This is a genomic window from Micromonospora sp. NBC_00898 (genome assembly GCF_045207895.1).
Taxonomy (GTDB): domain Bacteria; phylum Actinomycetota; class Actinomycetes; order Mycobacteriales; family Micromonosporaceae; genus Micromonospora.
Genome location: NZ_CP108775.1, coordinates 6,481,187 through 6,503,576 on the forward strand (window position 1 = coordinate 6,481,187; position 22,390 = coordinate 6,503,576).

A 22,390-nucleotide genomic window follows, 5' to 3' on the forward strand; every position below is an offset into this window, starting at 1 on the left:
GCCGTGAGCCGGAGGGCCCGGCGCTCCTCTCGGTGGCTACGGCCGGGCCAGCTCCGGCGGCAGGTGGGCGGCGCGGACGTCGAGCAGCCAGCGCTCGACGGTCTCGGAGTCGGGCCGCTCCGGTAGCGGGCTGCGGAACCGGTCGAAGTCCCGCTCCGCCGCGGCGACCAGCGCCTCCGCCTCGTCCAGCGCGCCGCCGGCGACCCGCTCGCCGAAGGCCCGGAACCACTCCGGGTCGGCGAGCCGGATCTCCAGCACGCCGGTCGTGTAGAGCACCCGGCCCTGGTGCAGCAGCCGGGCGAGGTGCCGGGCGTGCTTCGCCGACCGCCGCCGGCCGCCCACCGACGAGTCCCGGGCGGTCAGCCTGCGGAACTGCTGGGTGGCGTAGCCGAGGTAGGCGGCGCGGACCCGGGGCGCGCTGAGGAACGCCGACCGGATGGCGATCAACCGCTCGCCGAACTCGGTGCGGGTCTCGTAGCACTCCTGCGGCAGCCACATCAGTTCGGTGGCGGTCGGGTTGCCGCTCAGCGCCAGGCGGGCGTACTTGGCCGCCTCGTGCAGGGTGACGTCCGGGTCGGTGGTGACCATCGACTCCTGGGGCGGGTGCAGCCCGTGGAACGCCACCGTCGGCGCGGCGAAGACGCCGATCCGGTCCACGTCCGAGCCGGGGCCGGCCAGCCCGTAGGCGACCGAGCCGACGATCCCGGAGAGCAGCAGGTGCATGCGGGTCATCATGGCGGATCCAGATCACCCGGGAAACCGGACCTCGGCTGTCAGGTATTGCTGGCACCGTCGACCGTATGACATCACCGCTGACAGGAAAGGTCGCGCTCGTCGCCGGGGCGACCCGCGGCGCCGGCCGGCAGATCGCCGTCCAGCTCGGCGCGGCCGGCGCCACCGTCTACGCCACTGGCCGCACCACCCGCGAGCGCCGGTCCGAGATGGACCGGCCGGAGACCATCGAGGAGACCGCCGAGCTGGTCACCGCCGCCGGCGGCACCGGCATCGCCGTCGCCGTCGACCACCTCGACCCCGACCAGGTACGCCAGCTGGTCGAGCGGATCGACGCCGAGCAGGGCCGGCTCGACGTGCTGGTCAACGACATCTGGGGCGCCGACCCGCTGATCAGCTGGGAGAAACCGGTCTGGGAGCAACCCCTCGACGCCGGCTTCCGGACCCTTCGGCTCGCCGTGGACACCCACATCATCACCAGCCATTTCGCCCTGCCGCTGCTGATCCGCAACCGGGGCGGCCTGGTCGTCGAGATCGGCGACGGCACCAAGGAGTACAACGACGCCACCTACCGGCTCTCGGTCTTCTACGACCTGGCCAAGGTGTCGGTGAACCGGCTCGCCTTCACCCAGGCGCACGAGCTGGCGCCGCACGGCTGCACCGCGGTGGCGCTCACCCCCGGCTGGCTGCGCTCCGAGGCGATGCTGGAGCACTTCGGCGTCACCGAGGCCACCTGGCGCGACGGCGGGGCGAAGGACCCGCACTTCGTCATGTCGGAGACGCCGGCCTTCGTCGGGCGCGCGGTGGTCGCCCTCGCTGCCGACCCGGACCGGGCCCGCTGGAACGGCAGGTCCGTGGACAGCGGCGGGTTGGCCCAGGTGTACGGCTTCACCGACCTGGACGGCACCCGACCGCACTGGGCGCGCTACTACGACGAGGTGGTGGCCGCCGGGAAGCCCGCCGACGACACCGGCTACCGCTGACCGGCGCTCGGCCCGTCCGGCGTCGCGGCGTCCGATCCGCCCGGCGTCGTGGCGTCCGGCCCGGCCGGCGTCTCCGGCACGTCGGCGTACAGCGCGGCCGAGCGGCGGGCCGCCTCGGCGAAACGGGCCCGCAGCTCCGGCGGGTCGAGCACCTCCACCTCGGGGCCCAGGCCCAGCAGCACGTTGTACGCCACCGGCACGGACTCGACGGGCAGCCGGGTCACCACCCGGCCCTGCCCGTCGGGTTCGCCCGCGCCGGCCACCGCCGCGTCGTACGCGAAGGGGGCCTCCGCGACGTGCCGTAACGCCCGCAGGCCGGCGGGGCTCAGCCGGACGCGGACCTCGGCCCGCAGCATGCCGCGCAGGAACGCCTCGGCGTGCTCCCGCCAGTACGCACCCAGGTCGAAGCCCTCGTCCCGGGCGAAGGTCTCCTCGCCCACCTCGACGCCGACCACCCGGTCCACCCGGTACGTCCGGTGCCCGTCGCCGACCCGGCCCACCAGGTACCAGACCGCGCTCTTCAACACCAGCCCGTACGGCTGCACGGTGCGGCTGACCTCCCGGTCGCCGCGCCGGTAGCGCAGCTCGACCACCCGGTCCCGCCACACCGCCCGGGCCAGCTCGGCCAGCCACGGCGGCGGCCCCGCCTCCCGGAACCAGCCCGGCACGTCGAGGTGGAACCGCTGGCCGGCCCGGGCGGGCGCGTCCCGCAGGCTCGGCGGCAGCGCCGCCAGCACCTTCAGCTCGGCGGCGGCCACCGCGTCGGCGAGCCCCATGGCACCGGCCGGGCCGGGCAGTCCGGCCAGGAAGAGCGCCTCCGCCTCGTCCCGGGTCAGCCCGGTCAGCCGGGTCCGGTAGCCGCCGAGCAGCCGGTAGCCGCCCGCCCGGCCCCGGTCGGCGTAGACCGGCACCCCGGCGGCGGAGAGCGCCAACACGTCCCGGTAGACCGTCCGCTCGGAGACCTCAAGCTCCCGGGCCAGCTCGGCCGCGGTCATCGTCTCCCGCGACTGGAGCAGCAGGACCAACGAGATCAGCCGGGACGCGCGCACCCGCCCATTGTGTAAGGAAGGGCCCCACTTGACGCCTCCGGTAGAGCAAGGGCCCCCGGTTGACACCCGGGCCGCGGGTGCGGGGGACCGTTAGGCTCTGCGGTCGTGAACGCACCCTGCCTCGCCGCCCCCGTCACCGGCGCCGTCGGCCGGTTCTTCGCCGGTGCCGGGCTGCTGCTGCGCGGCCTCGGCCTCTGTGTCCGCAGCCCCGGCCTGATGCTGCTCGGCATCGTCCCGGCACTGATCTCCGGCGCGCTCTTCATCGCCGCCTTCGCCACCCTGGTGTACTTCGTGGACGACCTCGCCGCGCTGGTCACCCCGTTCGCGGACGACTGGTCGGCGACCCCGCGCGGTCTGGTCCGGGTGATCGCCGGACTGGCCTTCCTCGGGCTGGGCGGCCTGCTCGCGGTGGTCACCTTCACCGCGGTCACCCTGGTGATCGGTGACCCGTTCTACGAGAAGATCTCCGAGCGGGTCGAGGAGCGCTTCGGCGGCACCCCGGGCGCGGTCGACGTGCCGTTCTGGGCGTCGCTGCGGCGCAGCGTCGTCGACTCGCTGCGACTGGTGGCGATCTCCGCGCTGGTCGGCATCCCGCTCTTCGCGGCCGGTTTCATTCCGGTGGTCGGGCAGACCGTCGTACCGGTGATCGGCGCGGCGGTCGGCGGCTGGTTCCTCGCCCTGGAACTGGTCGGCGCGCCCTTCTACCGGCGCGGCATGCGGCTGCCGGACCGCCGCTCGCTGCTGAGGGCGGACCGGCCGACCGCGCTCGGCTTCGGCGTGGCGGTCTTCGTCTGCTTCCTGATCCCGCTCGGCGCGGTGCTGGTCATGCCGGCCGCCGTGGCCGGGGCCACCCTGCTCGCCCGCCGGTCGCTCGGCCAGCCCATCGAGGAGCGCTGACATGGAGATCACCCTGGTCGCGGGGGACATCACCGCGCAGCGGGTCGACGCGATCGTCAACGCGGCCAACTCGTCGCTGCTCGGTGGCGGGGGAGTGGACGGGGCGATCCACCGCAAGGGCGGGCCGGCGATCCTCGCGGAGTGCCGGGCGCTGCGCGCCTCCCGATACGGCAGGGGCCTGCCAACCGGTCAGGCGGTCGCCACCACCGCCGGCGACCTGCCCGCCCGCTGGGTCGTCCACACCGTCGGCCCGGTCTTCTCCGCCGCCGAGGACCGGTCGACGCTGCTGCGCGACTGCTACGCCAACAGCCTGGCGGTCGCCGAGGAGCTGGGCGCCGCGACGGTGGCCTTCCCACTGATCTCCGCCGGTGTCTACGGTTGGCCGGTCGACGACGCGATACGCCAGGCGTTGACCGTGCTCCGCGCGGCCACCCCGGCGCGGGTCACCGAGGCCCGGCTGGTCCTCTTCGGCGCCGACACGTACGCCACCGCCGAGCGGATCGCCGCCGCGGGCTGAGGTGTCCGGTCCCCGCCGCCTGGTGAGGCGTCCGTCCCCACCATCGGGTGAGTCGGCCGGTCACGGGACCGCCGACGCGGGCGGTCGTCGGGTCAGCTCAGCTCGGCGAGGCAGGACCACTGGGCGGCCACCGGCCGGTAGCCGAGCCGCTCGTTGATTGCGAGCATCGGGGCGTTGGACTCGTCGTTCGAGGTGTAGGCGACGGTGACCCCGCGGTCGCGGGCGCGGTGCAGCGCGGCGATCTTGGCTATGCGGGCCAACCCCCGGCCACGGAACGCCGGCAGGGTGGCCGTCATGTCCGACCACATCCGGTCGCCGTCCCGCTTCACCAGGCTGAAGGCCACCAGCTCGCCGTCGACCTCGACGGCCGTGCTGGCCTGCCGGTCCAGCCCGAGGTTGTCCCAGACCTCGTAGCGCCAGTTCGCATAGCTGAGCGCGTCGGTGGGCGCGTCGCCCGGCTCGTCGGCGGAGGCCGCGACGTGGGCGGCGTGCAGCCGACGCGGATCGAGCCCGGCCAGCGGCAGCAGCCGTACCCCGTCCGGGGCGTCGGCCAGCGGCGGTGCCGCCCGCAGGTCGAGCGCCGAGTAGCGCAGCCCCCGGCTCGGCGTGAAGCCGTGCCGGCGGGCGAACGGCAGCGACTCCGTCAGCGCCGAGGCCCGCACCCGGCGGATCCCCAGCGGACGCAGGTGGCCGAGCGCGGCGTCCAGCAGCGCGACGCCGATGCCCCGGCCGCGCTGCTCCGGGTGGACGTGCAGCAGGGAGACGTCCCCGAAGTCCGCCTCCGACGTGTTGCCGTTGCGGTAGGCCGACACCCAGCCGGCCACCCGGCCGTCGATCTCGGCCACGAACGCGGTCCATTCCTCGCCCGGCGACGGCTCGGCGATCATCCGGCGGGTCGACTCGACCCCGCGCACCAGGTACGGATAGACCAGCGCGCGCAGCGCCACGACGGCGGGCGCGTCGTCGGGGTGGGCGGCACGGATCAGCATCAGCCCACCTCGCGGACGGCGGCGACCGCCTCGACCTCGACGAGCTGGTCCGGGTAGCCGAGCACGGTCACCCCGAGCAGGGTGCTCGGCGGGTCGTGGTCGCCGAAGGCGTCCCGGACCACCTGCCACACGGCCACCAGGTCGGCCCGGTCGGTCGTCGCGACGTACACGGTGGTCTTGACGACGTCGGTGAGCGCCGCCCCGGCGGCGGCCAGGGCGGTCTCCAGGTTGGCCAGCACCTGCCGCGCCTGGCCGACGTGGTCGCCGGGGGCGACGGTGTTGCCGTCGGCGTCCAGCGGGCAGGCCCCGGCGGTGAAGACCAGCCGGGCCGGCGGGATCACCCCCGCCGCGTAGGCGTACTCGGCGACGTCGGTGAGGTGGGGCGCGCGGATGAGCTGCACGGTGTCGGTCACGCCGTGGACCGTAGCGCCCGGGTCGGCGCCGTGCGACGAGTTGACAGGGCCCCCCTGTGCAACGCCAGGCGTTGACAGGGGCCCCTCCTTGCACCTCAGGCCGAGTCGCGGACGATCAGGTTCGTCGGCAGGATCAGCTCCTGCTCGACGTCCTCGCCGGCCGCCATCCGCAGCAGCTGCCGGGTCATTCCCCGGCCGAGCTCGACGATGTCCCAGCGCACCGTGGTCAGCGGCGGGTCGGTGTACGCCGCGGTTTCGATGTCGTCGAAGCCGATCACCGCCACGTCCGCCGGCACCCGCCGCCCCGCCTCGCGCAGGGTGCGCAGAGCGGCGTGCGCCATCAGGTCGGAGGCGGCGAAGACCGCGTCCAGGTCGGGGTCCGCGGCGAGCAGGTCCCGCATCGCCCTCGCCCCGGACTCCCGGGTGAAGTCCCCGAACGCCTCCCGGGCGGGCAGCCCGGCTGCGGCCATGGCCTCCCGGTAGCCGGCCAGCCGCTCTATCCCGGCGACCATGTCCTGCGGCCCGGCGATGGTGGCGATCCGTCGCCGACCGTTCCCGATCAGGTGCCGCACCGCCCGGGTGACCCCGCCGACGTTGTCCACGTCCACGTACGGCACCTCGGCGCCGTCGAGCGGCCGACCGGCGCACACCACCGGGATGCCCAGCCGGGACAGGACGCCCGGCAGCGGGTCCTCGCCGTGCAGCGAGGCGAAGAGCACCCCGTCCACGTGCCGCCCGGTGGTGTAGCGCTCGACCCGCTGGTGCCCGGCCGGCGAGCCGGCGAGCATCAGCACGAGCTGCTTGTCGGCCGCCTCCAACTCCTGGCTGACGCCCCGGATGATGCCCGGGAAGACCTGGTCGTCGGAGAAGACCCGGGTGGCCTCCTCGGGCATGACCAGGGCGACCGAGTCGGTCCGCTGGGTGACCAGGCTGCGGGCGGCCAGGTTCGGCACGTACCCCAGCTCCTCGACCGCCCGGCGGACCGCCTCCCGGATCGACTCGGCGACGGTGGTGGAGCCGTTGACCACCCGGGAGACCGTGGCCCGGGACACCCCGGCCCGTCGGGCCACCGCCTCCAGGGTCGGTCGTTGTGCCGTCGTCATCCCCGTTACCACCACCTCGTCACAGCCCGTTCCGGGAGATCACCTCCTGGTACCACCGGGCACTCTCCTTCGGTGTGCGCCGCTGGGTCAGGTAGTCGACGTGGACGATCCCGAACCGCTTCCGGTAGCCCTCGGCCCATTCGAAGTTGTCCAGCAACGACCATACGAGATAACCGCGCACGTCCACGCCTCGGGCGATGGCCTGATGTACGGCGCGCAGGTGTCCGTCGAGGTACGCGACCCGGTCGCTGTCGGCCACCCAGCCGGTCCCATCCGGGTCCTCGGCGCCGGCCTTGTCCGGAAACGCCCCGCCATTCTCGGTGATCATCAACGGCAGCCCCGGGTAGTCGGCGCCGATCCGCTCCAGCAATCGGGTCAGCCCGGCCGGCTCGATCATCCAGCCCATCTCGGTGAGCGGGCCGACCGGCGGCAGGAACTCCACCACGCCGTCTTCCTGGGTACGCGCTGCCACCCGCCCCACCCGCCCGCCCGCAGACGTAGGTGGGCGAGTAGTAGTTGACCCCGAGCAGGTCGATCGGGGCCGCGATGATCTTCTCGTCGCCGTTCCCGAGGGCGGCCGGCTCGACGTGCCGGGCGAGGTGTTCCAGCACGTCGTCCGGGTAGCCGGCGCCGGTCAGCGGGTCCAGGAAGATCCGGTTGTGCAGGCCGTCGACCAGGCGTACCGCGGCGGCGTCCGCCTCGCTGCCGGCGTCGGCCGGCTGCACGTCCGCCGGGTTGAGGGTGATCCCGAGGCTTGCCACCCCGGCCGCACGCAACGCCCGGGTCGCCAGGCCGTGGCCGAGCAGCAGATGGTGTACGGCGCGGAAGGCCGCCCCGGCGTCCTGCTCGCCGGGCGCGTGCACTCCGTTGCCATAGCCCAGGTAGGCCGAGCACCACGGCTCGTTCAGCGTGGTCCAGGTGCGGACCCGGTCGCCGAGCCGGCCGTGCACGGCGACCGCGTAGTCGGCGAAGTGCTCGGCGGTCTCCCGGTTGGTCCAGCCGCCCCGGTCCTGGAGCGTCTGCGGCAGGTCCCAGTGGTAGAGCGTGACGAACGGGTCGATGCCCCGGCGCAGCAGCGTGTCCACCAGCCGGTCGTAGAAGTCCAGGCCGCGCGGGTTGACCGGGCCGGTGCCGTCCGGCTGGATCCGCGGCCAGGCGACCGAGAAGCGGTACGTCCCGAGCCCCAGCTCCGCCATCAGCGCCACGTCGTCGGCGTACCGGTGGTAGTGGTCGCAGGCCACGTCGCCGGTGTGCCCCTGGAACACCTTTCCGGGCGTACGGCTGAAGGTGTCCCAGATGGACGGGCCGCGACCGTCCTCCTGGGCGGCGCCCTCGATCTGGTACGCGGCGGTGGCCGCCCCCCAGACGAAGTTGTCGGGAAATCGCACCTCACTCACGCCTTGACCGCACCTTCCATGATGCCGCCGATGATCTGGCGGCCGAACACGATGAAGACCAGCAGCAGGGGAAGAGTGGCGATCGCCGTCCCGGTGAACACCTGCGACATGTCCTGGTAGTAGCCGTCGGACAGCGCCCGCAGGGAGAGCTGCACGGTCGGGTTCTCCGGGTCGTTGAGCACGGCGTACGGCCAGAGGAAGTCGTTCCAGGTGGTCATGAAGGTGAGCAGGCCGAGCACCGCGGCGGCCGGGCGCAGCGCCGGCAGCACCACGTTCCAGTAGATCCGGGCGGTGTTGCAGCCGTCCACCCGGGCCGCCTCGATCAGCTCGGTGCTGACCGCCTGGCCCGCGTACTGGCGCATCATGAACACGCCGAACCCGGTGACCAGGGCCGGGACGATCACCGCCGGCAGCCGGTCGTTCCAGTTCAGCTTGGTCATCAGCAGGTAGAGCGGGATGACGCCGAGCTGGGTCGGCACCATCATCGTGGCGACGATTACCAGCAGCAGCGCGTTGCGTCCCCGGAAGCGCAGCTTGGCGAACGCGAACCCGGCGAGGGTGGAGAAGAAGACCACCGAGACGGTGACGGTGCCCGCCACGATGGCCGAGTTGATCAGACCGGTGAGGAAGTACGCGTCGGTGTTGGAGAACAACCGGGCGATGTTGGCGCCGAGGTTGCCGCCCGGGGTGACCGGCGGCGGCACCTGCCCCATCGCGTCGCTGGTCCGGCTGGCCACCACGAACATCCAGTAGATCGGGAAGATCGACAGGAAGGCCGTGAGGGTCAGCGCCAGGTAGGTGAGCCGGCTGGCCGACCAGATCCGGGACATCAGTCGCCCTCCTTCCGGACGCCGCCGCCGAGCCGGCGGAGGAGCAGCACGTTGACGGCCGCGACCACCCCGATCAGCGCGAAGAGCAGCCAGGCGATCGCCGATCCGTAGCCGAAGTTGTAGTGCGGCGCGAAGGCGTTCTCGAACATGTACATGGTCACCGTCTGCGATTCGCGCAGCGGGCCGCCGCGGATCGCGTTGGTGCCGGAGTTGAACAGGCGGGGCTCGGTGAAGAGCTGGAGCCCGCCGATGGTGGAGATGATGACCGCGAAGACGATCGTCGGTTTGAGCAGCGGCACGGTGATCGACCAGAACTGCCTCGACCGGCTCGCACCGTCGATCGAGGCGGATTCGTACAGGTCGCGCGGGATGGCCTGCATGGCGGCCAGGAAGATCAGCGCGTTGTAGCCGGTCCACCGCCAGTCGACCATCGTCGAGATGGCCACCCAGGAGGCGAACCTGTTCGCCTTCCAGTCGACGGCGCCGACGCCGACGTGGTCGAGCAGCCAGTTGATCATGCCGAACTCGCGGCCGAAGAGCACCGCGAAGACGATCGCCACGGCGGCGGTGGAGGTGACGTTCGGGATCAGCACCGCCATCCGCCAGGTGGTCCGGGCGCGGAGCCGGCGGTTGAGCAGGTTGGCCAGCCAGAGCGCGAGGAGCAACTGCGGGACGGTGGAGATGACGAAGATGCCGAGGGTGTTGACCACCGAGTGCCAGAAGTCCGGGCCGGCCAGCAGCTGGGTGTAGTTGTCGAACCCGATGAAGGTGTGCTCGGCGCCGAGCAGGTCCCAGTCGTGCAGCGAGACCCAGAACGTGTAGATCAGCGGGTAGCTCCCGAACACCCCGAAGAGCAGGAAGAACGGGGCGATGTAGAGGTAGGGCGAGTACCGGGTGTCGAACCGGCTGAGCCGGGCGGCCCGGGAGGGGCGGGGGGTGCGGTGCGCCGGTGCGACCGGCGGCCGGGCGTCGAGCTGGACGGCCATGGCCCATGACTCCTTTCCGCCGTGCGCGCGGTACCCCGTCGCCGGGCCCCGCCCGCACGCCTGGCTGCTCGGGCTACTTGGCGGCGGCCTTCTTGGCGTTGTTCACCGCGTCGGTCCAGCCCTGCTCGGGGCTGCGCTGCCCCAGCTCGACGGTGCGGACCGCGGTCTCCACCTCGGTACGGACGGCCTGGTTCTTCGGGCCCATGTAGACCGGCTTCAGGCTCTTGGCCCCGGTGGCGAAGATCTTGCCGACCGGCGCGTTCGAGAAGTACTCCTTCGTCGAGTCGACGATCGCCGGGTCCTCCAGCGCCTGCGGCGAGGACGGCAGCGGGCCCTTGGCCTTGAAGGCGCCGATCTGGCCCTTGGCGCTGGTCAGGAACTTGGCCAGCTCGATCGCCTCGGCCTGGTGCTCGGTCTGCTTCGGCACGGCGAGGAAGGAGCCGCCCCAGTTGCCGCCGTTGCCGGGCACCTGCGCGATGTCCCACTTGCCCTTGGCGGCGGGGCCGGCGTTGCCCTCGATGACGCCGGTCATCCACGCCGGGCAGGCGATGGTGGCGAACTTGGACTGCTTGAACGCCGACACCCACTCCTCCGACCAGGAGCCGTACTTGCCGGAGAGGCCGGAGTCGATGATGTCCAGCGTGGTGTCGTACGCCTGCTTGACGGCCGGGTTGCTGTCCACGGCCAGGTTGTTGCTGGTGTCGTAGTAGCTGTATCCCTGGGTGTTGCCGGCGGTCTGCAGCAGGATGGTGTTGAAGGTGTTGGTCGCGGCGTCCAGGAACGAGGCGCCGGTGTTCTTCGCCTTGAACTGCTCGCCGACCTTGATGTAGTCCTGCCAGGTGGGCCAGAGCCTGGAGACCGCGTCCCGGTCGGTGGGCAGGCCGGCCTTGGCGAAGAGGTCCTTGCGGTAGCACATCGCCATGCCGCCGACGTCGGTGCCGAGGCCGATCAGCTGCTTGCCGTCGGCGGTGAGGCCCTGGTTCCACTTCCACTCGAGGAAGTTGCCCTTGAGGTCGACGGCGCCGTGGTCGAGCAGGTTGACGAAGTTCTGCGGGTTGGCCTTGTACTCGACCAGCAGGCCTTCCTCGATGGCGACGATGTCGCCGGCGCCCTTCCCCGCGGCCAGCCACTGGGTCAGCTTCGGCGAGTACTCGTCGAGGTTGCTGCCGGTGCCCCGCTCAACGATCTTCACGTCGGGGTGGCTGGCCATGTACTCCTTGTACAGCTCGTCGTAGCCGAACTGGCCGAACACGTCGACGGTGAGCGTGACCGGTCCGTCGGCGGCGGACTTGTCGTCGTCGGCACCGCCGCAGGCGGCGGTGCCGAGCAGCGCGGTGGTGGCGACGAGGGCCACCGCCGCCAGGCGGCGGCGCGTGAAGGTAGCCATCTCTTATCTGACCCCTCTAGGTCGTACGGGTGATGGAGGTGGTTCCGGTGACTGAGAGAGCGCTCTCGCGAAAGGGCGGTGCCTGCCTCAATTTCTGTCAAGAGAGCGTTCTCAGACCGTTGTCAACTGGTTCCCGGGACTCGTGGAACGACGAAGAGTGGCCTTCCGACGGGGGAAGGCCACTCTTCGTCGTGCCTCAGATCGCGGTCCCGGCCCGGGTGCCGGGGTGGTGCGGTCAGTGGTGCGGTCAGCCCACCCGCAGCCCGTCCAACAGCCGGCGGTCGCCGGCCACCCCGAGCGTGTCGAAGCTGACCCGGCCCATCAGCGCCAGCAACAGGTCGCTGGCGGTGCCGGCCACCTGCGCCCGGGCCCGGTGATCGTCGTGGTCGAGGATGGTCGCGGTGTCGAGCAGGGCCACCCCCTCGCCGCGCAGCCGCAGATACCAGTCCTGAGCGGCGTCCGTCGCGGTCAACTGCACCACCCCGTGCCACTGGCCGGGGGAGATCCGCCGCCCCGCCGGCAGCCAGGTGTCCAGCACCTCGCTCACCCCGTCGGCGGCGAGCTTCGCCTCGATCGGCTCACCGGCGGCGATGGCGAGCTGGGCGTCCCAGCGGTGCACCGCCGTCTCGTGCGCCACCCGCCGCGGCCAGAAGCCCGCCTTCTTCGGCTGCGGCGCGAAGTTCCACGCCGGAGCCTCCGGATCGAGCCCGTCGAAGAGGGCCATCAGCTGGTCGTACTCCTGCCGGTAACACTGCGCCGGGGTCAGCCCCGCCGGCGGCGTCGGGTCCTCGCGGACCGGCCTGGTGGTGGTCCCGGCGGTCACCACCGTGCGCGCCCAGACGTACACCCCGGTGAGGTGGTGGGCGAGGTCGGAGACCGTCCAGCCAGGACAGGACAGCACCGGTGTCTCCGGCGGCGCCTCGGCGACGGCGGCGGCGAAGGCGGGGCCCTCGGTCCGCAGCGCGCCGATCCAGAAGTCCTTCGTGCCGTGCAGTCTGCTCATCGCAATCCTCCCGGGGGTGACCGGGCCACCAGTGGGTGCCGCGGCTACCCCTCAGCCTAGGGTGAAAGGCGTGTCAGACGTCTACGCCGAATTGACGACCGGAGCCGACCCAACCGACCCGGCCACCCTGGCGAGATACACCACTCTCCGCCTCGGTGGCGCCGCCGGACGGTTGGAGACCGCCACCAGCGCCGAGGAAATCGTACATAAGGTGCAGGAGGCCGAGCGGCGGGACGAGCGGGTCCTGATCCTCGCCGGTGGCAGCAACGTGGTCATCGGCGACCAGGGCTTCCCCGGCACGGTGGTCCTGGTCCGTTCGCGGGGGCTCCGGGTCGTCGCCGAGGACGCCGACGCCGTCACCGTGCGTGTCGAGGCCGGCGAGCCCTGGGACGACCTGGTCGCCGCGACCGTGGCCAACGGCTGGTCGGGGCTGGAGTGCCTCTCCGGCATCCCCGGCTCGGCCGGCGCGACCCCGATCCAGAACGTCGGGGCCTACGGCCAGGAGGTCGCCGAGACCATCACCGGCGTGCAGGTGTACGACCGCACCGACGGCAGCGTCGGTCGGGTCGACGCGGCGGACTGCGGGTTCGCGTACCGGGGCAGCATCTTCAAGTACAGCGACCGCTGGGTGGTGCTCTCGGTCGACTTCCGGCTGACCCGCTCGCCGCTCTCCGGCCCGGTGCGCTACGCCGAGCTGGCCCGGGCGCTCGGCGTCGAGGTGGGCGACCAGGTGCCGCTGGCCGACGCCCGGGCGACCGTGCTGCGGCTGCGCGCCGGCAAGGGCATGGTGCTCGACGCCGCCGACCCGGACACCTGGTCGGTCGGCTCGTTCTTCACCAATCCGGTGTTGGAACGCGAGGCGTACGAGCTGCTCCGTGAGCGCGCCGCCGACCTCGGTGAGCCGCCCTCCTGGCCGGGGGCGGGCGACGTGGTCAAGGTCAGTGCGGCCTGGCTGATCGACAAGGCCGGCTTCGCCAAGGGCCGCCCCGGCCCGGAGGGTGTGGCGATCTCCAGCAAGCACACCCTCGCGCTCACCAACCGCGCCGGCACGGCGAGCACCGCCGCCCTGGTCGCCCTCGCCCGCGAGATCCGCGACGCCGTCCACGACCGCTTCGGCGTCACCCTCCACCCCGAACCCGTCCTCATCAACTGCGTCATCTGACTGCTCCCGCCGTTCCCCCAACGCGATCGTGCACTTTGTGCCCGGATAATGGGTGCAGGAACCCACAAACCAGAGACCCAAAGTGCAAGATCGCGGGGGTCAGCGGGGGGAGACGGCGGGCCAGGGGAGGGTGAGTTCGCCCAGGCGCCAGCGACGGGGGCGGTCGAGGATGGGCCAGCCGGCCGATCGGACCGCGGCGACGGTCTGCATCCAGCGGTGGCGGGGGCCGAAGGGGGCGTAGCCGGCGGCGGCCTGCCAGGCGTCGTCGAGGGCGCGGATCAGGTCGTGGATCCGTTCGCCGGGGACGTTGCGGTGGATCAGGGCCTTGGGCAGGCGTTCGGCGAGCTCCGCCGGGGTCTCCAGGGTGGTCAGCCTCGCCGCCAGGGTCAGCGTGCGGGGGCCGGCCGCGTCGAGCAGCACCCAACTCCCGAGCCGGCCCAGCTCGTCACAGGTCCCCTCCACCAGCAGCCCACCCGGGGCGAGCCGGTCGGTGACCGTACGCCAGGCGTCGGCGACCTCGCCCTCGTCGTACTGGCGCAGCACGTTGAACGCGCGGACCAGAGCGGGACGCAGGCCGGCCAGCTCGAAGCCGCCCCGGGCGAAGGTCAACCCGGGCGGGTCGGCGGCCGGCTGGGCGGCGGCGACGCGTACCGGATCGATCTCCAGCCCGACCACCCGGACGTCGGCGCGGACCCCGGCCGCCAGCCGGGCCCGCAGCTCTACGGCGGTGACCGGGGTGCCGCCGTAGCCGAGGTCCACCACCAGCGGGTCGGCCGCCGACCGCAGCGCGTCCCGGCAGGTCTCGACGATCCAGTTGTCCACCCGCCGGAGCCGGTTCGGATTCGTCGTCCCCCGGGTCACCACGCCCACGGGCTTCATCAGGTCACCCGGTGCACCTTGTGCTGGGCGGCCTGGGCCAGCGGGCGCACCACCAGCCGGTCCACGTTGACGTGGTGCGGGCGGGTGGCGCACCAGGCGATGCAGTCGGCGACGTCGTCGGCGACCAGCGGCTCGGGCACCCCGGCGTAGACCGCGGCGGCCCGATCCGCGTCGCCGTCGAAGCGGACCAGGCCGAACTCGTCGGTCTTCACCATGCCGGGGTCGATCTCGATGACCCGCACCGGCCGTCCGTTGAGCTCCAGGCGCAGGGTGCCCGCGATCGCGGTCTGGGCGTGCTTCGCGGCGGTGTAGCCGCCGCCGCCCTCGTAGACGGTGAAACCGGCGGTGGAGCTGACGATGACGATGGTGCCGGCGCCGGATGCCTCCAGCGCCGGCAGCAGCGCCTGGGTGACCCGGAGCGTGCCGAGCACGTTCACGTCGTACATCCACTGCCAGTCGCCCACCGAGCCGGACTCCACCGGGTCGAGGCCGCGGGCCCCGCCGGCGTTGTTGACCAGCAGGGTGACCGGCCCGGGCGCGGCGGCGGCCGCCGCGGCCAGCCCGGCCACCGACTCGTCGGAGGTGACGTCGCAGGCCACCGCGGTGGCGCTGCCGCCGGCCGCCGCGATCTCGGCGACCAGGTCGCCCAGCCGGTCGGTACGCCGCGCGGCGGCGAGCACGTGGAAGCCCTCGGCGGCCAGCCGGCGGGCGGTGGCCGCACCGATCCCGCTGGACGCCCCGGTGACGATCGCGACTGAGGTCATCCGGTCATTCTGCCCCCGGCCGTCGTCGGCGGCGGTGATGAGGTCCGTCACGCCGGGGACCCGGCGACACGCATTTCCGAAGCCCGGTGGGGAAGATGACACCCGGCGTGGAGGTTGACCGAGAAGCGCCGGTCGTGCGGGACGGCATCAACCGTGGCAGAAGGAGCGGACGTGGCGGAATTGCACACCGGTGTCGGTCGTCAGCGAGGTGACCTGCCGTGGCCCCGGCCCCGCCGCATCGCCACCCTCTCCGTGCACACCTCGCCCCTGCACCAGCCCGGCACGGGCGACGCGGGAGGCATGAACGTCTACATCCTGGAGGTCGCCCGTCGGCTGGCGGAGGCCAACGTCGAGGTGGAGATCTTCACCCGGGCCACCTCCGGTGACCTGCCCCCGGTGGTCGAGATGGCGCCCGGCGTGCACGTCCGGCACGTCACCTCCGGCCCCCTCGAAGGGCTCACCAAGGAGGAGCTTCCCGGCCAGCTCTGCGCGTTCACCGCCGGGGTGCTCCGCGCCGAGGCGGCCCGCCCGCCCGGCCACTACGACCTGATCCACTCGCACTACTGGCTCTCCGGTCAGGTCGGCTGGCTGGCCAAGGAGCGCTGGGGGGTGCCGCTGGTGCACACCGCGCACACCCTGGCCAAGGTCAAGAACGCCCAACTCGCCGCCGGGGACCGGCCCGAGCCGAAGGCCCGGGTCATCGGCGAGGAGCAGGTGGTCGCGGAGGCCGACCGGCTGGTCGCCAACACCCGCGTCGAGGCCCGCGACCTGCTCGACCGGTACGACGCCGACCCGGACCGGGTCGCCGTGGTCGAGCCCGGCGTCGACCTCGACCGGTTCCGCCCGGCCGGCGGGGACCGGGACGTCGCCCGGCTCGCCGCCCGCCGCCGGCTGGGGCTGCCCACCCGCGGGTACGTGGTCGCCTTCATCGGCCGCATCCAACCGCTCAAGGCGCCCGACGTGCTGATCCGGGCGGTGGCCGCGCTGCGGGACCGGGACCCCGCGATCGCCGACGAGCTGACCGTGGTGATCTGCGGCGGACCCAGCGGCACCGGCCTGGACCGGCCGACCGCGCTGATCGAGCTGGCCGCCTCGCTGGGCGTCGCCGACCGGGTGCGTTTCCTGCCGCCGCAGACCGGCGACAACCTGCCCGCCCTCTACCGGGCCGCCGACCTGGTCGCCGTGCCGTCGTACAACGAGTCGTTCGGGCTGGTCGCGCTGGAGGCCCAGGCCTGCGGTACGCCGGTGCTGGCCGCAGCCGTGGGTGGCCTGGTCACCGCCGTCCGGGACGGGGTGAGCGGGGTGCTGATCGACGGCCACGACCCGGTCGACTGGGCCGGCATGCTCGCCAAGCTGCTGCCGGACCAGCTCCGCCGGGCGGCCCTGAGCCGGGGCGCCGAGCGGCACGCGGGCAACTTCTCCTGGCACCGGACGGTGTCCGGCCTGCTGACGGTCTACGGCGAGGCGATCGCCGAGCACCGCGGCCGGCTGGCCGCCCGGTTGGCCGGCGACCCCGCGCTCTCCTGCTCCTGGTGACGGGTGACGGGTGACGGGTGACGGGCGTCCGCCGCCGGGTGAGCGGGGTGGTGCGGCCGTAAAGTGGATCAGATGAGCCGTAGGAGCGACGTCGCCGCCCTGATCGAGTCCGTCTGCGCCGAGCGTGAGCTGGACTGGGAGTCGACCGGCGAGGGGTCGTACGCGGTCACCCTGCCCGGCACGCACAAGCTCAAGACGATCTGCAACCTGATCGTCGGCGAACACGCGTTGCGGGTCGAGGCGTTCGTGATGCGCCAGCCGGACGAGCGGCGCGAGGAGCTGTGGGCCTGGTTGTTGCAGCGCAACGCCCGGATGTACGGGGTCTCCTTCTCCATCGACTCGGTCGGCGACGTCTACCTCACCGGGCGGGTCAACCTGGCCGGGGTCGACGAGGACGAGCTGGACCGACTGCTGGGTGCCGTGCTGACGTACGCCGACGAGTCGTTCGACAGCATGCTGGAGATCGGCTTCGGCACCGCGATCCGCCGCGAGTGGGAGTGGCGGGTCAAGCGGGGCGAGTCGACGGCCAACCTGGCCGCGTTCGCCCACCTCTTCGAGCCGTCGGGCGCCGCCGACCGGGCGGCGGACGGCGTCGCCTCGTCCACCGGAGGTTCGGACCCGTCCTGACGGGTATGCCGCACCGCGCGGTGCGGTACTGGGACCCACCGCGGGCCGAGGACGGACTGTCGAGGAGCGTGTGTCCCATGGCTCAGCGCAACAGCTCAGGTCGCGGCGCGACTGCGACCAGGACGAAGCGGCAAGCCGGCAACCAGACCCCGGGCACCCCGGGCGTCTCCGAATCCGACATCTCCCGGATGAAGGTCGACGACATCCGCGGGCAGCTCCGCCGGCGCGGGGTGACGGGGATTTCCGCCCTGCGCAAGCCGGAGCTGGTGAAGACCCTGGCCCGGACCCTGCGGTCGGAGGGCCGGGGCGGCGGCGCGGCCCGCAAGGCCACCGGACCGGCGGGGCGGCCCGCCGCCACGAAGAAGGCCGCCGCCAAGAAGGCCCCGGCCAAGAAGACCGCCAAGGCCGCGCCCGCCGCGAAGGCCGCGGGCGCGCGGGCGAAGGCCGCCCCCGCTCGTAAGGCGGCGGCCGTGAAGAAGGCCGCACCGTCGCCGGCCCGGGGTGCCGCCGCGAAGAAGGCGGCACCGTCGGCGGGCCGGCGTCCCGCCGCGAAGGCGGTCACCCGTACGGGAGCGCGGGCGGCGCCCGCGCGCGCCGGCGGCACCGCGGCGGGGCGGATCTCGACGCCGGTCCGGACCGGCCGGTCGCCGGCCCGTTCGGTGCGTTCGTCCCAGCAGATCACCTCGCTGGACGATCGTCCGGAACGTCCCGGTCGGAGCCTGGTGACGGCCAACCACGAGGTCATCCAGCGCTGGGCGCGCGCCCGCAACGCCAAGCCGGCCACCATTGCCGGCACCGAGCGGGAGGGCCGGCCGGGGGTGCTGACGTTCAACATCCCGGGCTACCGGGAGAGCAGCCGGATCCGGCAGATCACCTGGGACGACTGGTTCCGGACCTTCGACCTGCGGCGGCTGAACCTGATCTACCAGGAGCAGCTCCGTGACGGCCGGCAGAGCAATTTCTTCCGTACGGAGTCACCCGATCGGGAGGACGCCTGAGGTTTACGGGAATGGCCGACGGGAACCCGCTGTTGTCACCTTCATGGCCCGGAGCAGGTGCAGCCGGATTTCCGACACCGGTGCTGTGACCGGCGAGACAGTGATCTGGGTTGAATCCAGAATCCGGGCGAACTAACTTTATTGCACCGCGCAACGCTTGGAATCGTTCGGGGGAGCGGCGGATCGATCAGATCCGCGCAAGCGAGGCGCGAGGAAACAGGTGGAGCACGCCGTTGGGGGACGGTGCCACCTGTGGAACCGGCGGCGCGAGCGGGCGACGCTTACGGGGGTGAGTGTCGCCCGCCGCCGCCGGGCGTACGGTGCGGGCGTCCACCACGACGGGGGTCGAGGTGGGCGCCCAGCGCCGTTTCCGGGGCCCGGATCGGGCCCGACCTCAGCCGTGTCGATTCGACCGGCCGGGCCGCGTCTCAGCGGCCGGCGGTGACCTTCTCCGCGCCGCGGTCGCGTTGTGCGGCGACCCGGCGTTCGCGGGGCGGACCGGCGAGCAGGTGGCCGACCGCCGCGACCAGGCCCAGACCGCCCACGACCAGCCAGTGCCGCTCGCCGAGATGCTGGAGGCTGACGCCGCCCAGCGCGGGCGCCACGAACGACGCCGCCGGGAAGGTCAGGTAGAAGACCGACTGGTAACGGGCCCGCAGCTCCGGCGGCGCGAGGTCCGCGTTGATCTGCGCGTTCGGCGGTGCGGCGAGCATCGAGCCGACCGTCCAGACCACCGCCGCGCCCAGGTAGAACGGCAGGTCGTCGGCGAAGGTCAGCGCGGCGAAGCCGAGCGCCATCAGCCCGGTGGAGACCGACAGCACGGTCGCCTTCCGGTACGGCTCGATCAGCCGGGGCACGAAGAGCTGCCCGAGCACGATCAGCACCCCGCCGAGCGCCACCACCACGCCGTACGCCGACGGGCTCAGGCCGTCCGCGCGCATCGCCAGCGGCATGATCGTCGACGTCTGCATGGTGAGCACGGCGAGCACGAAGGTCAGCCCGACGAAGACCAGGAAGACCCGGTCGGTCAACGCGGTGTGCAGCCCCGGCCGGCGGTGCCCGCCACGCCCCGCGACCTCTCCCGCCGGATCGGGCACGTCCCGGGCCTCGGTGCGCCGGGCGAGGGTCTCGGGGACCTTCCAGGCGATGACCGCGGCGGCGGCCACGGTGGTCGCGGCGTCCACCAGGAAGAGGGCGACGAAGCTGGCCTCGGCGAGCACCCCGGCCAGCAGCGAGGCGACCGCCATGCCCAGGTTGAACGCCCAGAACTGAAGGTTGAACGCGCGCGAGCGGCGTTCCTCGGGGACCACGTCGACGATCGCCGCGACGAAGGCGGGGCTCGGCATCGAGTGCACCACCCCGACCAGCGCGGCGAGCAGCGCGATCACCGCCAGTTGCCGGGTGAAGGCCAGCGCGGCCATCAGCCCGGCGGCGGCGAGGTGGGCGGCGAGCAGGGTGGCCCGCCGGCCCCACCGGTCGGCCAGTACCCCGCCGAGCAGCGTGCCGACCGCACCGCCCGCCCCGTACGCGCCGACCACCGCGCCGGCCAGCGACTCGGAGGCGCCGCGCGCCGCGGTCAGGTAGAGCGAGAGGAAGAGCATCGCGAACGCGCCGGCCCGGTTGACCAGCAGTCCGGACCAGAGGTACCAGAACGTGGCGGGGAGCCCGCCGGCCGTGTCGTCCCACCAGCGCCGCAGGCCGCGCACCCGTCCTCCATGAAGGTTTGTTAACTGCTACCCCCCGACCGTAGGGAGGTGGGTTCGAGGGCGCCAGCGTGGCCCTCGTCACCCAGGTGCTCGGGACGTGCCGATGGGACGTGCCGATGGATTCCCCGCCTCGGCGGGCGTACCTCAGGAGGCGGCGCGGACCGGCTCGGCCGGCGCGGTCGCGGCGGCCTCGGCCATCTCGGGGGCCGGGGGCTGGACGGCGGTGACCGGCAGGATCGGCGCCGCCGGCGTCCGGAGCTGGGCGGCCCGCCGTTCCCGGGCCGGACCCGAGACCAGGTGCGCCACCGCCATCACCGCGCCGATCACCGCGCAGCCGAGCCACAGCGCGCCGTTGCCGACGTGCTCCCGGACCAGGCCGCCCAGGATCGGGGCGGCCGCCCCGGCGATCTGCCAGGAGAGCGAGAAGACGCCCTGGTAACGCCCGCGCAGCGCGGCCGGGGAGAGCTCGGCGATGAGGGTGGCGTTGGACGGCGAGTTGAGCATCTCGCCGAGCGTCCAGATCAGCACCGTGACCCCGTAGAACCAGGCTGTGCCGGCGAACGCGGTCAGGCCGAAGCCCACGCCCATCACCAGCGAGGCGAGCGCGAGCACGTGCGACCGGCTCCGCCCCTTGATCAGCCGGGGTACGAAGAGCTGCCCGACCACGATCAGCACCCCGTTGAGCGCGATCACCGAGCCGTACGTGGCCGGGGACAGGCCCGAGTCGCCCATCGCGATCGGCAGCATCGAGATGTGCTGGAGGAAGACCAGCGCGGCGAACACGTTCAGCACCACGAAACCCAGGTAGACCCGGTCGGTGAGGATGGTGCGCAGCGCGCCGGAAGGCGCGGCGTCGCCCTTGCGGACGGGGGCGGCCGCGGCGGTGCGGGTCTCCTTGACCCGGGTGAAGATGATCAGCGCGGTGATCACGATGGCGGCCGCGTTGACCACGAAGAGCAGCAGGTAGCCGGCCTGGGCGGCGAGGCCGGCGAGCACGGCGGCGCAGGCGAACCCGAGGTTGATCGCCCAGTAGTTCAGCGAGAAGGCGCGCAACCGGTCCTTCTCCGGCACCACGTCGATCATCATGGCGCCGAACGCCGGCCGGGCGGCCTCGGCGAAGGTGCCCAGCAGTAGCGCGCCCAGGGCCACCGCCCAGAGCGGCCGGGCCAGGCCGAGCGCGAGCATCATGGTGGCCGCGCCCAGGTGGGCGGTGAGCAGGGTGGGTCGCCGCCCCCACCGGTCGGCGAGGGTGCCGCCGACGGTGGTGCCGACCGCGCCGCCGACGCCCCAGAGGCCGAGCACCAGGCCGGCCTGCGACGCCGAGAAGCCACGCTCCTGGGTGAGGTAGATGGCGAGGAAGACCAGCACGAACGAGCCGAGCCGGTTGATCAGCGTCCCGGTCCAGAGGTACCAGAAGGCCCTCGGCAGCCCGCCCGTCGTCTCCCGGAACCAACTCCGCACCGTCCGCACCGCGCCGCCCCCGTTTGGTAATGACCGCAATCTCGCAAGCGCCTTACAACCTAGTCCCGCCCCGGAACGTCGGTCATCAGCTTTTCCACGTGGTGGTCGTCACCACCGGTCCCCGCGTGTCCACCGGAGGCGTACGGCAGGATGATCGGCATGACTGCGAGCGAGGGGCCCACCGTCGGGACGCTGGTCCTGCTGCGGCACGGCGAGAGCGACTGGAACGCGAAGAACCTCTTCACCGGCTGGGTCGACGTCGACCTGACCGCCAAGGGCGAGGCGGAGGCGCGCCGCGGCGGCGAGCTGATGCGCGAGCACAGCCTGCTGCCGGACGTGGTGCACACCAGCGTGATGCGGCGCGCGATCCGCACGGCCGAGCTGGCGCTCAACGCCGCCGACCGGCACTGGATCGCGGTGCGCCGGTCGTGGCGGCTCAACGAGCGGCACTACGGCGCCCTGCAGGGCAAGAACAAGAAGCAGACCCTCGACGAGTACGGCGAGGAGCAGTTCATGCTCTGGCGCCGGTCGTACGACACGCCGCCGCCGCCGATCGACGACAACGACGAGTGGTCCCAGGTCGGCGACCCCCGGTACGCGCTGCTGCCCACCGAGCTGATGCCGCGCACCGAGTGCCTCAAGGACGTCGTCGAGCGGATGCTGCCGTACTGGTACGACTCGATCGTGCCGGACGTCCTGGCCGGCCGGACGGTGCTGGTGGCCGCGCACGGCAACTCGCTGCGCGCCCTGGTCAAGCACCTCGACCAGATCTCCGACGAGGCGATCGCCAAGCTCAACATCCCGACCGGGATCCCGCTGCGCTACGACCTCGACCCGCAGCTGCGCCCGATGACGCTGGGCGGGACGTACCTCGACCCGGATGCCGCCAAGGAGGCCGCCGCCGCGGTCGCCAACCAGGGCCGCTGAGCCGACGACGAAGGCCCCCGGGTGACCGGGGGCCTTCGTCGTGT

The 22,390-nt window shown here is 72.8% G+C and carries 21 protein-coding genes and 1 pseudogene; 8 read left to right on the forward strand and 14 right to left on the reverse strand.

Features of this window, described 5'->3' with window-relative positions:
- Positions 1 to 36: 36 nt before the first annotated feature.
- Positions 37 to 723 carry a DNA polymerase beta superfamily protein gene (locus OG799_RS31530; protein WP_406046463.1) on the reverse strand — a complete coding sequence of 229 codons (687 nt, stop codon included), beginning with the start codon at positions 721 to 723 and terminating at the stop codon, positions 37 to 39.
- Between the two features lie 77 nt (positions 724 to 800).
- Here OG799_RS31530 and OG799_RS31535 point away from each other — a divergent pair, with 77 nt between their 5' ends.
- A complete protein-coding gene (locus OG799_RS31535) occupies positions 801 to 1,715 on the forward strand; it encodes an SDR family oxidoreductase (RefSeq protein ID WP_406040360.1) in 915 nt (304 codons plus the stop codon).
- On the opposite strand, the gene OG799_RS31540 is transcribed toward OG799_RS31535, so the two are convergent.
- Entirely contained in the window at positions 1,706 to 2,764 is a 1,059-nt protein-coding gene (locus OG799_RS31540) for a helix-turn-helix transcriptional regulator (protein ID WP_406040362.1), read from the reverse strand. The two genes, OG799_RS31535 and OG799_RS31540, sit on opposite strands and share 10 nt — an antisense overlap.
- Positions 2,765 to 2,869: 105 nt before the next feature.
- Here OG799_RS31540 and OG799_RS31545 point away from each other — a divergent pair, with 105 nt between their 5' ends.
- Entirely contained in the window at positions 2,870 to 3,661 is a 792-nt protein-coding gene (locus OG799_RS31545) for an EI24 domain-containing protein (protein WP_406040364.1), read from the forward strand.
- 1 nt (position 3,662) lies between these two features.
- Entirely contained in the window at positions 3,663 to 4,178 is a 516-nt protein-coding gene (locus tag OG799_RS31550; protein ID WP_406040366.1) for an O-acetyl-ADP-ribose deacetylase, read from the forward strand.
- 92 nt (positions 4,179 to 4,270) lie between these two features.
- On the opposite strand, the gene OG799_RS31555 is transcribed toward OG799_RS31550, so the two are convergent.
- The 8 genes and pseudogenes from OG799_RS31555 to OG799_RS31590 all read right to left on the reverse strand — a co-directional run bounded on the left by OG799_RS31555 (position 4,271) and on the right by OG799_RS31590 (position 12,286).
- A complete protein-coding gene (locus tag OG799_RS31555) occupies positions 4,271 to 5,167 on the reverse strand; it encodes a GNAT family N-acetyltransferase (RefSeq protein ID WP_406040368.1) in 897 nt (298 codons plus the stop codon).
- Entirely contained in the window at positions 5,167 to 5,568 is a 402-nt protein-coding gene (locus OG799_RS31560; protein ID WP_406046464.1) for a RidA family protein, read from the reverse strand. The genes OG799_RS31555 and OG799_RS31560 overlap by 1 nt, the downstream gene beginning before the upstream one ends.
- A 107-nt stretch (positions 5,569 to 5,675) precedes the next feature.
- Complete coding sequence (locus OG799_RS31565; RefSeq protein ID WP_406040370.1) at positions 5,676 to 6,683, reverse strand: LacI family DNA-binding transcriptional regulator; 1,008 nt, start codon at positions 6,681 to 6,683, stop codon at positions 5,676 to 5,678.
- A 19-nt stretch (positions 6,684 to 6,702) separates the two neighbouring features.
- Positions 6,703 to 8,080, reverse strand: a pseudogene (locus tag OG799_RS31570) (GH1 family beta-glucosidase).
- Positions 8,077 to 8,910: a carbohydrate ABC transporter permease gene (locus tag OG799_RS31575; protein ID WP_406040372.1), complete on the reverse strand. Its 834-nt coding sequence runs from the start codon at positions 8,908 to 8,910 to the stop codon at positions 8,077 to 8,079. Before OG799_RS31575 ends, OG799_RS31570 begins: the two are co-directional and overlap by 4 nt.
- Positions 8,910 to 9,896 carry a carbohydrate ABC transporter permease gene (locus OG799_RS31580; RefSeq protein WP_406040374.1) on the reverse strand — a complete coding sequence of 329 codons (987 nt, stop codon included), beginning with the start codon at positions 9,894 to 9,896 and terminating at the stop codon, positions 8,910 to 8,912. The genes OG799_RS31575 and OG799_RS31580 overlap by 1 nt, the downstream gene beginning before the upstream one ends.
- Positions 9,897 to 9,969: 73 nt before the next feature.
- Positions 9,970 to 11,283 carry an ABC transporter substrate-binding protein gene (locus tag OG799_RS31585; protein WP_406040376.1) on the reverse strand — a complete coding sequence of 438 codons (1,314 nt, stop codon included), beginning with the start codon at positions 11,281 to 11,283 and terminating at the stop codon, positions 9,970 to 9,972.
- A 247-nt stretch (positions 11,284 to 11,530) separates the two neighbouring features.
- Complete coding sequence (locus tag OG799_RS31590; protein ID WP_406040378.1) at positions 11,531 to 12,286, reverse strand: maleylpyruvate isomerase family mycothiol-dependent enzyme; 756 nt, start codon at positions 12,284 to 12,286, stop codon at positions 11,531 to 11,533.
- Positions 12,287 to 12,356: 70 nt separating this feature from the next.
- On the opposite strand from OG799_RS31590, the gene OG799_RS31595 reads away from it, so the two are divergent.
- A complete protein-coding gene (locus OG799_RS31595) occupies positions 12,357 to 13,448 on the forward strand; it encodes a UDP-N-acetylmuramate dehydrogenase (protein WP_406040380.1) in 1,092 nt (363 codons plus the stop codon).
- Positions 13,449 to 13,547: 99 nt separating this feature from the next.
- Here OG799_RS31595 and OG799_RS31600 read toward each other — a convergent pair whose 3' ends face one another.
- Both OG799_RS31600 and OG799_RS31605 read right to left on the reverse strand, forming a co-directional pair.
- Positions 13,548 to 14,327 (reverse strand): class I SAM-dependent methyltransferase, encoded by a 780-nt coding sequence (locus OG799_RS31600; RefSeq protein WP_406040382.1) that lies wholly within the window; start codon positions 14,325 to 14,327, stop codon positions 13,548 to 13,550.
- Positions 14,327 to 15,091 carry an SDR family oxidoreductase gene (locus OG799_RS31605; protein WP_406046465.1) on the reverse strand — a complete coding sequence of 255 codons (765 nt, stop codon included), beginning with the start codon at positions 15,089 to 15,091 and terminating at the stop codon, positions 14,327 to 14,329. The genes OG799_RS31600 and OG799_RS31605 overlap by 1 nt, the downstream gene beginning before the upstream one ends.
- Before the next feature lie 171 nt (positions 15,092 to 15,262).
- Between OG799_RS31605 and mshA the strand changes: the two genes are divergently transcribed.
- The 3 genes from mshA (at position 15,263) to OG799_RS31620 (ending at position 18,252) form a co-directional block, all read left to right on the forward strand.
- A complete protein-coding gene (gene mshA, locus OG799_RS31610) occupies positions 15,263 to 16,627 on the forward strand; it encodes a D-inositol-3-phosphate glycosyltransferase (protein ID WP_406040384.1) in 1,365 nt (454 codons plus the stop codon).
- A 72-nt stretch (positions 16,628 to 16,699) separates the two neighbouring features.
- Positions 16,700 to 17,254, forward strand: coding sequence for a YbjN domain-containing protein (locus OG799_RS31615; protein ID WP_406040386.1), 555 nt, complete (start codon positions 16,700 to 16,702; stop codon positions 17,252 to 17,254).
- A gap of 77 nt (positions 17,255 to 17,331) precedes the next feature.
- Positions 17,332 to 18,252 (forward strand): hypothetical protein, encoded by a 921-nt coding sequence (locus OG799_RS31620; protein ID WP_406040388.1) that lies wholly within the window; start codon positions 17,332 to 17,334, stop codon positions 18,250 to 18,252.
- A gap of 428 nt (positions 18,253 to 18,680) precedes the next feature.
- Here OG799_RS31620 and OG799_RS31625 read toward each other — a convergent pair whose 3' ends face one another.
- Together OG799_RS31625 and OG799_RS31630 are read right to left on the reverse strand one after the other, a co-directional pair.
- Positions 18,681 to 19,958: an MFS transporter gene (locus OG799_RS31625; RefSeq protein WP_406040390.1), complete on the reverse strand. Its 1,278-nt coding sequence runs from the start codon at positions 19,956 to 19,958 to the stop codon at positions 18,681 to 18,683.
- 144 nt (positions 19,959 to 20,102) lie between these two features.
- Entirely contained in the window at positions 20,103 to 21,428 is a 1,326-nt protein-coding gene (locus OG799_RS31630) for an MDR family MFS transporter (protein WP_406040392.1), read from the reverse strand.
- Between the two features lie 150 nt (positions 21,429 to 21,578).
- On the opposite strand from OG799_RS31630, the gene OG799_RS31635 reads away from it, so the two are divergent.
- The gene (locus tag OG799_RS31635; protein WP_406040394.1) at positions 21,579 to 22,346 is read left to right on the forward strand and encodes a phosphoglyceromutase; all 768 of its coding nucleotides are present in this window, start codon (positions 21,579 to 21,581) and stop codon (positions 22,344 to 22,346) included.
- The last annotated feature ends 44 nt before the right edge of the window (positions 22,347 to 22,390 follow it).